This window comes from Clostridium estertheticum subsp. estertheticum, assembly GCF_001877035.1.
GTDB classification, from domain to species: domain Bacteria; phylum Bacillota; class Clostridia; order Clostridiales; family Clostridiaceae; genus Clostridium_AD; species Clostridium_AD estertheticum.
The window spans coordinates 1075648-1092803 of record NZ_CP015756.1 but is presented as its reverse complement, the minus strand read 5'-3'; the positions used below and the strand labels follow the sequence as shown (position 1 = coordinate 1092803).

The 17156-nt window shown below is 29.1% G+C and carries 17 protein-coding genes; 4 read left to right on the top strand and 13 right to left on the bottom strand.

Annotated features, from left to right (window positions below; translation table 11 throughout):
- Positions 1–280: 280 nt before the first annotated feature.
- Together A7L45_RS05200 and A7L45_RS05195 are read right to left on the bottom strand one after the other, a co-directional pair.
- A complete protein-coding gene (locus A7L45_RS05200; RefSeq protein ID WP_071611782.1) occupies positions 281–1807 on the bottom strand; it encodes an IS200/IS605 family element transposase accessory protein TnpB in 1527 nt (508 codons plus the stop codon).
- Positions 1776–2456 carry an IS607 family transposase gene (locus A7L45_RS05195; protein WP_071611781.1) on the bottom strand — a complete coding sequence of 227 codons (681 nt, stop codon included), beginning with the start codon at positions 2454–2456 and terminating at the stop codon, positions 1776–1778. The genes A7L45_RS05200 and A7L45_RS05195 overlap by 32 nt, the downstream gene beginning before the upstream one ends.
- A 290-nt stretch (positions 2457–2746) precedes the next feature.
- On the opposite strand from A7L45_RS05195, the gene A7L45_RS05190 reads away from it, so the two are divergent.
- From A7L45_RS05190 to A7L45_RS05175, 4 genes are all read left to right on the top strand, one after another.
- The gene (locus tag A7L45_RS05190) at positions 2747–3496 is read left to right on the top strand and encodes a sigma factor (RefSeq protein ID WP_084647359.1); all 750 of its coding nucleotides are present in this window, start codon (positions 2747–2749) and stop codon (positions 3494–3496) included.
- Entirely contained in the window at positions 3489–4415 is a 927-nt protein-coding gene (locus A7L45_RS05185) for an anti-sigma-I factor RsgI family protein (protein WP_071611780.1), read from the top strand. Before A7L45_RS05190 ends, A7L45_RS05185 begins: the two co-directional genes overlap by 8 nt.
- Positions 4416–4529: 114 nt before the next feature.
- Complete coding sequence (locus A7L45_RS05180) at positions 4530–4709, top strand: asparagine synthase (RefSeq protein WP_071611779.1); 180 nt, start codon at positions 4530–4532, stop codon at positions 4707–4709.
- A gap of 218 nt (positions 4710–4927) precedes the next feature.
- The gene (locus A7L45_RS05175; RefSeq protein ID WP_071611778.1) at positions 4928–5536 is read left to right on the top strand and encodes a 3'-5' exonuclease; all 609 of its coding nucleotides are present in this window, start codon (positions 4928–4930) and stop codon (positions 5534–5536) included.
- Positions 5537–5568: 32 nt separating this feature from the next.
- Here the strand turns inward: A7L45_RS05175 and A7L45_RS05170 are convergent, their stop codons facing one another.
- The 11 genes from A7L45_RS05170 to A7L45_RS05120 all read right to left on the bottom strand — a co-directional run bounded on the left by A7L45_RS05170 (position 5569) and on the right by A7L45_RS05120 (position 17073).
- Positions 5569–5988, bottom strand: a complete 420-nt coding sequence (locus tag A7L45_RS05170) for an acyl-CoA thioesterase (RefSeq protein WP_071611777.1) — start codon at positions 5986–5988, stop codon at positions 5569–5571.
- A 26-nt stretch (positions 5989–6014) separates the two neighbouring features.
- Positions 6015–6740, bottom strand: coding sequence for a hypothetical protein (locus tag A7L45_RS05165; protein ID WP_071611776.1), 726 nt, complete (start codon positions 6738–6740; stop codon positions 6015–6017).
- A 200-nt stretch (positions 6741–6940) separates the two neighbouring features.
- Positions 6941–8026: a GerAB/ArcD/ProY family transporter gene (locus A7L45_RS05160; protein WP_071611775.1), complete on the bottom strand. Its 1086-nt coding sequence runs from the start codon at positions 8024–8026 to the stop codon at positions 6941–6943.
- Positions 8027–8048: 22 nt separating this feature from the next.
- On the bottom strand, positions 8049–9206 hold the full coding sequence (locus tag A7L45_RS05155) for a Ger(x)C family spore germination protein (protein ID WP_084647358.1): 1158 nt from the start codon (positions 9204–9206) through the stop codon (positions 8049–8051).
- A 35-nt stretch (positions 9207–9241) separates the two neighbouring features.
- Positions 9242–10363, bottom strand: a complete 1122-nt coding sequence (locus tag A7L45_RS05150; RefSeq protein ID WP_071611774.1) for a Ger(x)C family spore germination protein — start codon at positions 10361–10363, stop codon at positions 9242–9244.
- Positions 10360–11448: a GerAB/ArcD/ProY family transporter gene (locus tag A7L45_RS05145; RefSeq protein WP_071611773.1), complete on the bottom strand. Its 1089-nt coding sequence runs from the start codon at positions 11446–11448 to the stop codon at positions 10360–10362. Before A7L45_RS05145 ends, A7L45_RS05150 begins: the two co-directional genes overlap by 4 nt.
- Positions 11449–11450: 2 nt before the next feature.
- Complete coding sequence (locus tag A7L45_RS05140) at positions 11451–12563, bottom strand: Ger(x)C family spore germination protein (RefSeq protein WP_071611772.1); 1113 nt, start codon at positions 12561–12563, stop codon at positions 11451–11453.
- Positions 12560–13651, bottom strand: a complete 1092-nt coding sequence (locus tag A7L45_RS05135) for a GerAB/ArcD/ProY family transporter (RefSeq protein ID WP_071611771.1) — start codon at positions 13649–13651, stop codon at positions 12560–12562. Before A7L45_RS05135 ends, A7L45_RS05140 begins: the two co-directional genes overlap by 4 nt.
- Positions 13652–13659: 8 nt before the next feature.
- On the bottom strand, positions 13660–15141 hold the full coding sequence (locus tag A7L45_RS05130; RefSeq protein WP_071614873.1) for a spore germination protein: 1482 nt from the start codon (positions 15139–15141) through the stop codon (positions 13660–13662).
- A 321-nt stretch (positions 15142–15462) separates the two neighbouring features.
- Positions 15463–15630, bottom strand: a complete 168-nt coding sequence (locus tag A7L45_RS05125; protein WP_071611770.1) for a zinc-ribbon domain-containing protein — start codon at positions 15628–15630, stop codon at positions 15463–15465.
- A 213-nt stretch (positions 15631–15843) separates the two neighbouring features.
- Positions 15844–17073, bottom strand: a complete 1230-nt coding sequence (locus A7L45_RS05120; RefSeq protein WP_187350232.1) for an aminopeptidase — start codon at positions 17071–17073, stop codon at positions 15844–15846.
- Positions 17074–17156: the final 83 nt, after the last annotated feature.

The window sequence follows — 17156 nt, the reverse complement described above, 5'->3', positions numbered from 1 at the left end:
TTAAATCTAAACAAATCTGAACATGTCAGATTATTTATAATCTAAGCACCTTATCCTTTCAAATAAATTTTGTTTAGTTGTAAGAAAATAGATGCGAGCTTTTCACAGGTTTTTCGCTCAGCTCCTAGATTCCGAAGAACCATCAGCAATGCCAACGTGCCTTTAGTTTTCATAAAGCTAAAGTTCAGCACCATTGGGGCAGTTAACCCAGCATAGTAGGTTGCATAAGCCTTTCTCAACGTGTACTTATGCAATATTCTATTTTAAGTTATTACTTGTATTAAGCAAGTATCATATCTCTTATATCTTTACGATTCTTAATAACAAATCCTGGGTAACAATCCTTTTGAAGTATCATTTTGAATCTCGCAGAAACATTAGACCAATTACTCCATTCGTTAGAATAAGTCGTATTAGTATAAGTTAATTTTCCATCTTTAATAATTGGTATTGGCTTAAAGAAACCCTTATATAGCTTCGGAACTTTTTCTTTAAATCCATAACTTCGCCTTGCTATAACCATAGCCGCTCCGTTATGAACATCCATTCCATACTGGTGACAATATTTATATAAACCAATCTTACTTGTATATTGTGCTTTAACTTTAATAAATTCAACACCATTTTTATAACAAGCTGATTCAATCATAGTTAGTATTAATCTATAACAAAACTGTGATGTTTTTCTTGCAATTTTTGAGTGAACATCCTTATCATTAATAAACTCTAAATCCTCTACAGCAATGCCACATCCGTAAGTTTTTGATGCCCAAACTACTGATTTAGCTAGTTCCCCGCATAGATTTACTCTGCGGGTACTACTTGCGGTTAAAAGTTCTGTATTTTTTAAATAATAATGCCATTTATAATTGCCTTTGTTATCTATCATAGTTAATGCTAAACCATCTGGATTAGTATCAATTCCGATAATGAAATTATGGCAAGTATTAGTAACTTCAGTTTTTTCTAGTTCAAAAGTAACATGTGCATATATCTTTCCATCTCTAAGAAGTAGTTCAACTTGATATGAATTTTCATTTACTACTTGCATAAGTAGTTTATCTTTATAGTTAAATCCATTTATCTTGCCAGTTTTTTTAGATAATTTTTGTGGAATGTATATTGGCGTTAATATTTTTTTGTAAGTTATTTTTGATTTTGTAAAGCTACCGTCAAATTTTAACCGAGAATCCATTTTTGTTGATTCAAGTGTTGTTATTTCAAGATAAATATTTGTATCTTTAATAACAATTCTAAGATTAGGATTACCTTTCTTAGTTTTATCACCACGAGAAACAAATTGATTATTTCTACGTAATTGATAGTCTTCCTTAGATATTGTACCCTTGCAACGGTTGTAGAAATTTTCTTTGCCTCCAAATATAACTGAAGGTAACGTATTATTTGTTTTGTGAGTTAAATAAGTACAAAGCTTTCTAAGCCTTTTATTTAATTTAGTTATTAGACCATGTCTTTGTTCTAACTTAACTCCTTTATCAAATTTCTTAAGAAGTTTTTCTACTTTGCCTTCATATTCTGTTATTCTTAAATTTAATAGCTGTACCTGGGAAATCATTGTTTGTCTAGCTTGTTCCACAGCATCTTTAGATTGCCTTGAATTTAAACCGTAGTTTTCAGAAACACTTTTACTCAATTCATGGATTTTAAAACCTTCTGTAAATCTATTTTCTTCAAGACGCTTATAAGCAAAATGCTTAGCTTTGCAAAAATGATTCATCATGTCACTTATTAACTCAAAGTCTTCGTTACTTGGATTATAAAGTAGACATCTTAGAGTCGCCTTCAATTACAGTCACCGCCTTTTCTATTAATTTAGGCATGGCTAATTCATCTAAGGTTTTTTTTACTTTTCTTCCACCTGTAGCACCATATAATTTAGTAGAAAAACACGTTATTATACTTATAATATCTTTGGTCATATCCTCATTTATAGATTTACTTTCAGCATCTTCGACAAACTCCACGGTAATACCTATGTTTTTTAGCATTAAAATTAGATAATTTAAACCAAATCTAGCTAATCTATCTGGATATTCAACTATTATTTTACTTACGCCCTCCAAATTAGATAGCATTTTACTTAGCTTGGGTCTTTTATCATTAAGACCAGAGGCAACTTCGTTATAGATTTCAACAACTTCATAATCTTTATCTAAACAATATTTTTGTAATCTTTGTGTTTGTCTATCTAAATTACCACTTTCACATTGTTTTCTTGTTGAAACTCTTGAATATATATAAACCTTATTATCTATATTAACAACATTAGATACTCTTCCCAGTGCTAATGACTCAATTTCATCTAAAGAGTACCTTCTATGACCTTTTGGTGTTTTATAACTTTTAAGCACACCTTCATTGTCCCATACTCTCATAGTTTTAGGTGTTACACCTATTATTTGAGCAGCTTTTGTTATACTTACATATTCATGCATATTTACTCACCTCTAATACTATTTTACCCAATAGTATTAATTACTATACCTTTTGGTTCATATATGTCTATAAATGTACAAGTATTTTATTACTGCTTATACCTCCTCATATTATTCTTATATAAATAATAGTCATTAATTTTTATCCTATATTTTAAATTTCACTTTATATACGTTACATGATATGATTTATTAGAGGGTTTTTCTATTTTACTTAAATTGCAGTTTATTTTTCTTTACCCTCTTAAAATTAATAATATTTACGTATAGAAAGTATAAGGGGTGCACAAATGAACTTAAAACTTCTTTTTCATAAAAACAAAAAAATAGTCTCGGGGTTAGATGAAGAACAAAGTTTTAATATAGATGATTTATTTATTGAAAATCGTAATAATTTTATTGAAAAAAGCAAAGGTTTTATTTATTCGACTACAAGTAAGATATGCAAAAGACATTTAAGCTGGGAAAATGATGAAGAACTTAGTATTGCACTTACTTCCTTTAATGTAGCTTGTGACAAATATGATAAAACAAAAGGAAATTTTTATGGTTTTAGTAAAATTATTATTAAAAATTCCTTAATAGATTTTTTTAGAAAAAATGCAACATGCCCTAGTCTAATGTTTTCTAATAATGAATTTAATATAGATTATATAGATGAAAAAAATTCAATTACTAATTTTGAGATTCAAATAGAGAATGAATTTAGAGTTGATGAAATAAACTTATTTTCTAAGGAATTATTAAAATATAAAATTAATTTTGATTCACTAATTAACTTATCCCCGTCTCACAAAGATACAAGAAATAATTTATTAAATGTTGCATTTTTATCATCTAGGGAAGAATCAATATTAAGGCATTTAAGGACAAAGAAAAGACTACCAACCAAGGAAATAATAATACTAACTGCCTCCAACAGAAAGTTAATAGAAAAATGGCGTATATATATAATTTCTTTAATACTAATAATTACTAACCCGGAATATGTGTATTTGAAATCCTATCTTGATATAAAAGAGGGTGACATAAATGAATAAAACAGGTATTGTGATAAATATCATTAATAAAAAAGCTGGCATTATGACTTCCAGTGGAGAATTTTTATATATAAAAATTAGCAAAGGATTACCTAATATAGGTGAAATTTATACAGGAAAATTATACAATAAAAATTTATTTATTTATAAATATGTTATAAGCGTTGCATCACTGATGTTTATGATTGTTTCTAGCGCCTATGCGCATTCCTACTATACCCCTGTTTCAACTATAATTCTTAGAATTAACCCTTCTATTTCTATAGACGCTAATAAATGGAATAAAATTATTAGTTCTAAGCCACTGAATTCTGATGGTGCCCAAATACTTAATAATATTAAGTTAAAAAATAAATCTATTGACGTTGGTCTCGGCCTTTTAGTTAAAGAAGCTAAAACTGAAAACTTTATAAACGAGAAATATGTAAGTGATAAAAAAGTTGTTAATCTTGACATTAAAAGTACCAAACCCATCTCTATAGATATTTCTAACTTTGAAGATACTATAGGTAGTAATAATTTAAATGTTAAAATTAATCTATCTCCGAGCAACACTAAGAACATTGATATAATAATTAATAATAAAAAAATAAATACTTCAACTTTAAATAAAAGAAAAATTACAAATAACCAATCAAATATAAATATAAGCGAAAATAAACCATCTAAAATTAAAGATACGTTGAAAGATAACACCAAACCTACAATAAAAAAATATAATAAAATTAGCAACGATATGAAAATCGAAAACAAAAATTCAACTAGTAATTCATCATCTAGTACAAAACATGAAAATTCAAATAAAATCAGAAACAATGGACATACATCTAAAAATAAAAACATTAAAAATTCTAATTTGCCTATTAATACTAACATACAAAAATATACTAATAAAAAACAAAATAGAAATAGCAACTAAAACAAGTGAATACATAAATAACAATATATATATTATATTCTATATATTTCACTGTATTAACATTCTCTCTTTTGTGAAAGATATTAATATGTTATTAAAAGGAGGGTTTTTAATATGCGTGAAGGATTAATTCCAACGATTTTAGGTACAGTTGTAAGCGTTGCTGGTGCATCATTTTCAAAGAATAACATGAAGAAGAAAACTATGCTTCCCATGATAGAAGCTGGTGTTGTAGGCTTTGGACTTGCTCACATAGTGCTTGGAGCAATTGATCTTGTTGAACACAGAAAATAGTATTAAGATTTCAAACACTATAATCTAAAACAAGAGGACTGATTAAAGTTAAATTTAATCAGTCCTTTTGTTTTTTCACTTAAATGTACATTTACATAAACAATATCCTAAAATTAGTATATACAATATTCTACAATATATAAAGATGTAAAAACTATGTTATAATTAATGTAACATTATTGTTATATTCCACAAAGAAATATGGGAGGGCTCATTTAATGAGAATGATTTTTTTTGATACAGAAACTACTGGCATAAGACCAGGCAATATATGTCAGCTTAGTTATATACTCGTTGATACTGACTATAAACCTACGAAAACAATAGGTAAAAATATATTTTTTACTGTAGATTATGTAGAACCATCTGCAGAGGATGTACATGGTTTTAGTGTAGATACTTTGTTTGCACTAAGCGAAGGCAAAACTTTCGAAGATTCTTATGAAGGTTTTATTGAAGATTTTATAAATGCAGATATTCTTATAGGGCACAATGTTAATTTTGATATAAAATTTTTAACTCACGAACTTGAGAATTGTGGACATGCTCTAAACCCTAAACATACATTTTGTACCATGAAGTATTATAAAGACATATGTAAACTCTTCACTTCGCGTGGAGGATACAAAAATCCAAAATTAGCAGAAGCCATTAAATTTCTTGATTTAAACGAAGATCAAATAAACTTAAAAAGCAACAAGTATTTTGGAGACGCTGCAAATTTTCATGATGCTAGATTTGATACTACTGCAACATATTTACTAGTTACAGAAGGTATTAAAAAAGGTTTCATACCAAAACATTATTTCACGAATCTTGCTAAATAATTAACGTGAAAACTATTTGAAGCATAGAATTTCTATTCTTCAAATAGTTTTTTAAATTTACTCCACATATCAATGTTAACTTTTCTAAGATTTACGACTCTAAATTTTTCATTAACAAAAGCATGTGTTGTACTACCCTTAGCCAAAATTTTTCCATCCTCTGACCGAACTACATTATAATTAAATATTACCTTAGCACCATTTAGCTCTTTAATAAATGTTTGGATAATAATTATATCCTCGTATTTTGCCCCTTCTATGTGCTTACATGAGCTTTCCACAACTGGTAACATAATATTATCTTTTTCCATTTCTTTATATGTCATTCCTATTGCTGTTATAAATTCTGTTCTACCTACTTCAAAATAAGCGTAATAATTTGAATGATGAACAATTCCCATTTGATCTGTCTCAACATACCTTACTTTTAGTTTTGTTTCATTAATATACATATTCATATCTCCGATCAGAATTTTCATTAAAACTCATATATTATACCATCGCAAAATATCCTTTTAACAACCCTGTTACTTACATACATCTCAATTACATCGCCTATTTTTATGTATAGCTCTACAGGCAAATTAAGTTCATATGCAAAGTTCCCTGATTTTATTTTTAATTTCGTCCTATGTATATGACTTCTTCCTACCAAATCAGCAAGATCTGCCCCTAATAACAACCCTTGACCTGACATTAGACTATCAATTTGTATTACAGGATAATCAGTTATTTTTGCAACAATAGGAATTAGATTTTCTATTTTTTTATTACAAATATAATCTATCTCTTCATCTATAATTATTGAATCATTTTCAATTATAGCATTATTAATATCCACTAAGAAATATGCATTTATTTGTGTTAAATCTACTTTTTTATAATTAAAGTTTTCTTCAGAACGTATTATTCTAAGATATACTAGTTTTAATAATTCTTCATAGGTATTATCTTTGAATTTTTTAAATTCTTTAATTATTATATTCTCTATGCTTTTACTTAATCTTTGCTCATTAATTTTCCCTAAAATACTTTTACATCCTAAAAAACTTGCTAACTCAGATTTTATTTTATTTATATTAAAGTCCTTCTCCGTAAGCTTAATATCTGTACTCGCAACCATAAATACATTTGTATATTGCGGATATGCAGATTGAATGAATCCTAAATATTTTCCGTTTCTACTGTATACATTAAAAGGCATATTACGTCACTTCCTCCAAAACTATTTTTTCAATGATAAAAATAAATAAAATACTCACTATTAATATTATACATCTAACCAAAATTCATACATATAGATTTGGTAAAATATTATTTTGCTTTGTTATAGAAAATGTTGAAAATTTTCTGGTGGTTTTTTATAATAAAGATATTAACAAATAAATTCCAACCAAAAATAGTTTACTTTCGAACTTTTCCTTTTATAAATATCAATATGGCAATAATAGATATGTACGTTATATTAAATAAAACTATTTTAGGAACAATATACCCAATGATTGCTCTTCTTTGAACTTCATTTTTAATTAACATACATAAGCAAAGAATAATTGGAAATGTGATCCAATATGTCTTATTTATATCTTTAATTTTTAATAAACCACTCAGAATATACGTAAATGCATAGTGCTCATTTGCTATAATCTTAAACACTACCATAGACCCTACTAATAAAAATAAGAATCTAAAATTATTTAATACTACTATATTTACCCCCCCTGTTACTATTAAAACGGGCCATAAGGCTATAGATGTAACCTTGTATCCTAAATAATAGATGCATGCAATTGTAACCCAAACATAAATCCCCATAGTGATTAATAAGGCATTTAAAGTTATCCTTTTTATTTTATTTTTTTCTTTCAAAACAGGATAAAATAAAAATATAGCTTCCATTCCTCCATAGGCAAATGCTGATTCAAGACTGCCACTGAAAATGTTTTTAACCCCTGTCCCAAATATAGGAAACAGATTTAGATAATTTCCATTTTTTAGTGAAAATACTAATATTAAAGGTAAAGCAACTGTAACATATAATGAAATTTTATTGATTCGTCCTAGTACTTTTATCCCTTTACTACTTAAATATAAGGCTAATAGTATAGTTGGAATAAAAACTTTTATTGGTGTTAAAAAAGGTGTTGCATGCACTCTAAAAATATTACTTAAACTAACAATTTCGGCTATAGCAAATACACCAAACTCAAGCATAAATAAAATATTGCATATAGTTCCTATGACCTTGCCTAAATATAAGTTACTTAAAGCCAATATATCCTGCTTGGGGTGTTTTTTTGCATAATATATAGCTATCAAAGCTACATATAGAGGATATATACCACCAATTAATACAGATATCCATCCATCCTGCTTTGCATCCTGTACTACTCCATTAGGCAATGCCAGAACGCTTGCTCCAATTATAAATCCCACTACCATCGCTGTAGCTTCACTTTCTTCAAGCAAATTGTTTTTTGCCTTATCCATCTTATTTACTCCCCATATTCATTCAATACTGACCCTTTCCAATATTATCAATTTTCACCACTACATTTACTTTAATATCTGCATTACTTACCACATCATTCCAATCTACTCCAGTTTCTCTGCCATATTGAGCTACAGCATCCATTCCTAAATTTAAGCAATCTATTTTATATACATTTTTCATCTTTCCTAAAAAATCATAACACATTTTCTCTATTTTCTTTCCCATAAGCTTTTCAAATTCTTTTTCACTTTCTTTATTAATACTTTTATATAATGTGTTCTCTATGATGTCTCCCCTAAAATTCAAATCAATGTTAAATTCATATTTATCTTCTATCTTATTGCATTTTACCTTCCTTTTAACCATTGCATCGTAATTTATATATTTATCTGGGCCTTCCTGAAGCGTTAATATTCCTTTACCTTTTTTCTCCCTAAGCATATTCATAATTTTACTTTCATCCATAGGCAATACGTAAGCCATTTTATTCCCTTTAAATAAAGCCATACCCGTATAGAAGATATTGTTATCCTTTACTTCTAGGTAAGGAAGTACTAAATTTTTCCCTTCCGAATCCAATGTTATATATATATTAAGTAAATTATATTCTAAACTTAAAAAATTATAGTTTGTAGCACCTTTAATCATACCCTCCATATAGTCTGAAGAACTAGGATATCCTTCTACCTTAAACCTTAATATATCTTCTGCCTTCCCCTTACACACTGAAAAAATATCTGAATCATTAATATTTGCATTAGAAAAAAGTATATTTACCATATTAAGTATCCCATAAGCTGCCTGCTCTTCGCCTATTATAGCCATTTTTTCAGTTCCGATTGTGTAAGCTTTACTTGACTTTAATTGTCTCTCTTCCCTTGTATCTCCAATAGTATTTGACTTTTCCATTATAATACTACTAGTTCTTTCAATATTTTCTCCAGGACTACTTGCCTTTTTAGTAGTGATTGGTAGACCACTTTTTCCCTTACTTTTAAAACCATATATAGAAAATGGGACACTATATTGCACATTACCATTTACCTCTTTATTAATATCAAAACCAATTCCTGAAATTATATTTAAATCCTCCATAGGGCTTACTTTATATTTTTCTGCATAAATCGAAACTATAAGCACCACCAAAAACATAATTATTATTTTTTTCTTTTCCAAAGTGTCACCTTCTATTTTTTCTTACTTACCTATATTTAATACTGTCCTCTTCCTACTTTATCAACATGTACCTTTACATTTACTTTAATCTCAGAGTTAGAAATAACATCATTCCAGTCTACTCCTGTGTCTCTTCCATATTTCGCAGTAGCCACCCATCCTAGCTGAAGTAGATCTACCTTATATTTGTTCTTCATCCTCCCCAAAAATCCATTGCACATTTCTTCCACTTGTTTTGCCATGTCATCTTCAAACCTTTTTGTTACCCCTAAGTTTGTTGCTATACCTTTATATAATTCATTGTTAACAATTTCTCCTTCCAAATTTAAATCAATAATAAAAGTATATTTATCTCCTATTTTCCTGCATGTAATTTTTCTTTTAGATGACCCTTGATAATTTACATACTTATCTGAATCCTTTTGTATGGTTAATATTCCTCTTACTTTATTTTCCCTAAGCATATTCATTATTTTCGTATCCTTCATATCCAAAATAACAGCTAGCTTATCCTTGTTAAAAACTGCCATGCCTTTTATTTTAATTCCATCTTCCATTATTTCAATATAGGGACTAACAACATTTTTGCCCTCCGCATCTATTGATAAAAATGCATCTTTAAACATGTAGTCTTCCTTAAAAAAATTATAGTTTACTGAGTTTTTAATCATATCGCTTATATACTCTGCTGAATTATCGTAACCTGGGGAAGTATAATTAAGATAATCTTCATTCCTACCTTTGCATACAACTAAAAATGCATTGTCATTAACCACAGGATTCTTAAAATTAACATCTATTAAACCTCTTAGTCCATATTTAGCATATTCCTCATCTACTATATAAATCTTTGATAGTCCTAAAAAAAATTCTTTTCCTATTTTTTTTTGTCTATTCTCTCTTGTTTTCCCAATAGTGCTACCTATTCCAGTACCTAATAGTGTTTCAATAGTGCCGTCTTCTTTATATTCATTAGCAGTTGTGGAGACCCTATATATTATATTCCCTTCACCATTTTTATTTATTCCCATTCCTACACCCACAGAAATACCTAAATCCTCCACACTCTGTGTTTTTGTATTTTCTCCTCCAAAAATAACCATAATTAGAGTACTACATAAAAAAACAATAAATATTATATTCATATATTTTTTCATTTTACCCATCCTTTTTTTATCCATATTAAACTGGCGATGAGAGTTATATATATCAAATTGTAAATAACGCTGAATGGAAGGGTATATTTTATAATTTCCTCCATTGCTAACTTATCTGGATAATATGTGTTTGTAATGATAATAACCAAAACAGCTATAACAACATATATTAATTTTTTATTTTTTATTTTCTTAAAATCATTTAATAAAAATAAACACACGTAATTAAAAATAGCGACAGATTTAATTGCTATAATTATCCAAAAAAACACAAAAATATATTTAAAATTGTTTATTACTTCAACCTTTACTGCCGATGTCACTGTAAAGAAACTCCATATCGTTTTATGAATAATATCTTTTCCCATATAATATATGGTTATAAAGGTAATCCATGTATATATAATAGCCGTAAATCCTACTGCCTTTAAAACGGAACTCTTTATCTTGCTACTATCGTTTATAAAAGGATAAATTAAAAATATAAGCTCCATTAATGAGTAATCATAAGCAGAATACACGCTCCCTTTTAAAATATTTATAATCCCCGCTCCAAATACAGGACTTATATTTAAATAACTTCCTTGTTTTAAAATAGAAATGGTAGGTATAATGACCCCTAACACCATCCAAAAGGTGATAGCACATGTCCTTCCCAGCACTTTAATCCCAAGGCCAGCAGCGTATACTCCTATAAAAAATAAAACTACATAAATTTTAAAAGGAGTTAAAATAGGTGATGCTTCCGTTCTTACGATTAACGTGATTGTTGTAATTAAGGGTGGAAAAAAGCTAAAAAAACTTAGTAAAAAAAGAACATTTAATATGCTCCCAAATGGCTTGCCTAAGTATCTTTTACTAAGCACTAAAATATTATCCTTAGGATATTTTCCACTTACATATATAGCTAAGATAGCTACATATAAGGGATATAAAGCCCCTATTATTACAGAAATCCACTCATCCTGTTTTGCAATATCTATTCCCCCATTAGGTAAACTTGTAGCCGTTACATCAAGCACAATTCCTATTAATATAAAAGTTACTTCATTTGGAGTTAGTAGATTTTTCTTTTCTATCTGCATGATTAATAGTCTCCTCTACCCTGTAAATCTGCATTAACCACCACATTTACTTTAATATCTGCATTTGAAACTACTTTATTCCAATCAATATTTTTCTGCCTTCCATACTTTGCAGCCGCTTCTCTTCCAAGAGTAATACAATCCATCTTATAATCACTCTGCATTATTTTTATAAAATCAACACATTGCTTTTCCATATCTTTTTCCATATCTTTTTCAAATTCTTTTTTTTTGTTTATATCCTTTAACATATTAGCGTACATTTCATTATTAGTAATTGTACCTGTGAAAGTTAAATCAATAATAAAACTGTATTTATTTCCTTGCTTATAACATTTCACTTTTCTTTTACCAGTTTTTGCATCAAAATCAATAAACTCTTTAGGGCTCTTTTGTAAAGTTAGTATCCCGTGTACATCATCGTTTTTTAACAAATTAAGTATTTTACCCTTTTGTATATCCACAACTTCTACCATTTTATCTCCATTGAAAATAGCCACACCAGTGATTTCTATTCCTTCCTGTGTTATTTCTATATATGGAAGCACCAGACTTCTACCCTCAGCTCCAATCCTCACATATGCATCTATTAACTTGTAGTTATTAGAAAAAAAACTATAATTGCCATAAGATTCTACAAGCCCCCCTATATATTCTGAAGAGTTACTATAACCTTTTTTTTTGTACTTTAAATAATCCTCTGCTTTCCCTTTGCATACTACCATATAAGCCATATCGTTAGTTCGTGGATTTCTAAATCTATCATCTATTAAAGTTTTCAAACCATACCTTGCATAATCCTGACTGACAAAAACCACCCTTTCCTGACCTTGTACAAATTTTTTATCCATCTTTTCTTGCCTTTTCTGAGTTACTTCTCCTAAATTTTGACCTTGCTCATTAAATAACAAATTCGCTTGCTTACCACTTGCCTTATAAACATTTGTATTAATCGGGACACTATATTCAATGATATCTTCACCTTTTTTTTCTATATCATACCCAATGCCATTAATAGTTACTATCTCCTCAATAGGTACCCGGCCTTGATCAAGCATAATAAATACATAAATAAAAATGCCAATTATTATGATGAAGTATTTTTTTTTATTCAAGCTCTACCTCCTCCCTTAAAAGATATAAATATAGCAATAGATGTCATATATAATAAATTAAATATGATAAACCATGGTAAAATAATCTCGTTAATATTTTGCCTACCTATTTCATTACCAAACTTTAGAGCTAAATATACAAGTAGTGGATACATTAAAAAGTAAATATTTTTAGTCTTTATTTTATGTGCAAACTCTTTTAAAATATATATACTTGCATAACAGTTAATGCTCATACTTTTAAATGCAACTAAACTCCAAAATGTCATAAAAATGTATCTATAGTTATTGATTACTGATACGGTTATGCTTTCTGTTACCACCAAAAATGACCAAAAACTTTTGTCCACAATATCTGGGCCTAAATAATATATAGTTATAAAAACGCACCAAACATAAAGAGTAATAGCAATAATCACACTTATAAGGGAAGATTTAAGAATTTTCTTTTTCTTTTTTACAAAAGGATAGATAAGTAGGATTATTTCCGCTCCTCCATAAGCAAAACTTGACTTTACAGCTCCCTTTGCTATTGAACTAAAACCAGAACCAAATACAGGATAGATATTTGTCATGTTCGGAAATCGTAAAGCTATTATAGGTGATAAAAGAAGAATGATTGTAACGTAAAAAGAAATCTCACTTATTCTTCCTATTACTTTTAACCCTCTCGAAGCCGCATAAATAATGCAGATAACTAGGATAGCTATAAGTTTAAAAGGAGTTAAAAATCCCATCATATAACTTCGCATTAAATTACTATAATAACAAGCAATCATCGATGTTATAAAAATAAAATAAGAAGCAAAGATTAAATTAAAGATACTCCCAAGAATTTTACCAAAATACTTTTTACTCAAATTTAGTATGTTATCATTAGGAAATCTTTTACTTATATAGTTGGCTATACTTACAACATATAATGGATATATTCCACCAATTAAAGTGCAAATCCAACCATCCTGATGAGCAGCTTTTACTACACCATTGGGAAGTGATAAAACACCCACTCCAACGATGCTACCAAAGATAATAAGGGCAAACTGACTTACAGTTAAGCTTTGTTTTTTATCAGAGCTTCTCTCCATTTTATTCACTACCTTTTTTTCTTAAACTTATTTCTAAAATCCGTCTGCCTTATAGGGTCACTATTGGGAATTCCCTCTGGGCGCTTGTTCATCTTCCAAAGCGGCGCTCTAATAAATGTATCCTTCATGTCATTTTTATGAAACTCAAAATATGGTACACCTAGACTATCTAAAGATGAAAGATGAACTAAAATTAAAAACCACCCCACTGCAATTCCAAATATGCCCATAATATTTGCTAGTACCAGCATTGGAAATCGTAACATTCGAATAGAAAGAGACATATCATAATTAGGAATTAAGAAGGTAGTAATTACGGTAATCCCTACTATAAGTAAGGTAGTCGGACTAACCATTTTAGATTGAATTGCCGTATCACCTATAATAATACCTCCTACTAAACTTAATGTTTGAGCAATTTTAGTAGGTAGCCTTAAGCCACCCTCTCGTAAAAACTCCACAACTAGTTCCATAGCTGTAATCTCTAAAAATGGAGTTAGGGCAATTCCTACCCTTGACTGAACAATGGGAGTTACAAATTTTATTGGTATAAGCTCTACATTAAACTTTATAAGTGTTAAATAAATAGAAGGTAGGGTAATAACAATAATTGCCGCCAAAATCCTTAGAAGTCTTACAAAAGAGGATACAACTGTTCTTTCAGTATAATCCTCCACAGCCTGAAAAAATTGCATGAATATTGCTGGATATACAAGCACCATTGGCGTTCCTTCTATAATAAGAACTATTCTCCCTTCTAGCATATTTCCAATAGCTCTATCTGGTCTTTCCGTGCTATAGGCTTGTGGAAAAACAGTATAGGCATAGTCTTCAATATATTGCTCAAGCTTTCCCGCTGAAAGTACGGCATCTAAATCAATAGCTTCTATTCTCTTTTTTAATTCTTCCAATACATGTTTATCCACTATATCCTCTATATAAACCATTGCCAAATCACTCTGCAATCGACTTCCTACATTAAATAACTCAATGTTGAGATTCTTATCCTTGACTTTTCTTCGAATAAGGCTGATATTCACTTCTAAATTCTCTACGAACCCATCTCTTGGACCTTTTGCTGCAGTTTCATTCATGGGCTCCATAATAGCACGTTGTACTCCACCTGTAGTGTCAGCTATTATTACTTCCAAAGCGCCATTTATTAACACTGCTGTTTTTCCTCTTTTAAGATGATTAACGACTCCATTCAAATCTGATTCTACCAATGTATTGCTCATAGAAATATATCTTTTACAAAGGTAATCTCCTATATTTGCTCTCCCATTTAAATTTTCTCCTATATGAATCATCAGAGGATTTAATATATCTCTATCAATAATATCCTTGTCCGCAATTCCATTTATATAGATAATTGCAGCTTCTAAAGGCTGATCACTTCCGATATAAAAATGCTTTACCACTATAGGACTTTGCTTGCCTAACCCATTCCTAATTAAATCTATATTTCCATTTAAATCTCCATTTTCCATTGCAATCACCATGGCCTTTTCTCATAAATAGACAGATTGAATTATATATTGATACCTCAATTATAATTTTTATATTACTTAGTTTCTCTTATTTAATCTAAAATATCCGCTTTATTTTTTATATTCCAATTTTAAATGTACGGCTACTCCCATAATAGATATATCAGTTATTTAGTAAATAAATAAGCTTCACAACTTAAAATATAAGAGCACTAGCCCCTTACTGTTATACAGTAAAGATCTAGTGCCCTTATTTAGTATAAATTTAAATCATTAAAAAAACCCTATAAAACAAAAGTTTTATAGGGTATACTTACTTAACTATCTTCCGAAAGATGAGTTATTATTTTGTTGTTTTCTTGCTCTTCTGCAATCAACACATCTTTGTGGTTCATTTTCGAATCCTTTTTCTTTGTAGAAAGCTTGTTCGCCCTCAGTGAATACGAATTCTTTTCCACAGTCTTTACAAATTAAGTTTTTGTCTTCCATTTTAAATATTCCTCCTTTTATTTGAAAATTAAGATCTAAATTTGATTAACAATAATTTCCTAAATAAAAGGGGATATGTTGTTTATCAGATTAGATTCTCTTAAATAGTAACTTTAAATTACTATTACATACTTATATTAACATATTTAAAAAGCATGTACAATATAATTTTAACCATTCAACAACTTTTTTTATACATTTTATTACATATACTTAAAATGCAAAGTTTCCTTTTTCAAACACAGATACTTCTTTTCCATCTGCTGTGATACCAATTATTTGTAAGTCCTCTGTACCAACCATAAAATCTTCATGTACAAATGAATCATTAACTTCTAATTTGGAAAGCTCCTCATTGCTTAAATTCTCGCCATTTTTTATACATACTGGATATGCTTTTCCTAGAGCCAAATGACATGATGCATTTTCATCAAAAAGCGTGTTATAAAATAATATATTAGAGTTTGATATCGGAGAATCATATGGTACTAATGCTACTTCACCAAGATAACATGATCCTTCATCAGTTTCAATAATACTCTTTAAAATATCGTAACCAGTTTCTGCTTTGAAATCTACTACTTTTCCCTTCTCAAAAGTAAGTGAGAAATTTTCAATTAAATTTCCATTATAATTTAAAGGTTTAGAGCTTACTACAATACCGTTAACTCCAGTTTTTTTAGGTAATGTAAATACTTCTTCAGTAGGCATATTTGCTATAAACTCAACACCACCAGGAGTATAATCCGATCCTCCAAGCCATAAATGATTTTCTGGAAGTTCAATTTTTAGATCCGTACCCAATGAGTTCTTATATTGTAGATATTTAAAATTATTTAAGTTCAAATAATCCATGCTTTTCTTTAGATTTGATTTATGAGTTTCCCATGAAGCAACAGGGTCCAACGCATCTACTCTCACTGTTTTAAATATAGCATTCCAAAGTTTTTCCATTGCTTCATCCTCTGAAACTTTTGGGAAAACTTTATTTGCCCAAGCTTGTGTTGGAATAGATGCAACGCACCAAACATTTTTATTACTCATCATTCTATCTCTGTATTCTTTTATTGCAGTACTCGCAGCCTTATTTGATTTTGACAATCTTTCAGGATTAACATCCTTCATAAGTTCTGGGTCAGAAGCTGAAATACTTAAAAAAGCAGCTCCCTTTCGCGCACTTGAAACATAAAAATCTCTTTGCCAATCTGGATATTCTGAAAATATCTCTTCCGGAGCGAACATGAATTTGATTTTTGTAGATAATTCATCCCTCCATGTTACTACTACCTCTCTAGCACCTTCTATATATGCTATTTTAGAAACAATTCTAGTAAAAGCAGCACACTCAATAGGCGAATTAATTACAAGTGTTTGATCCTTTTGAATATTAATTCCTGTCTTAACCAGTAAAAGAGCATATTTCTCTAATAATTTATTATCCATAATATACCTTTAGCGGATTAGTACACAATACCCAAATCCACTAAATACTCACTTCCTTTCTTTATATATAAATTAATTAACAC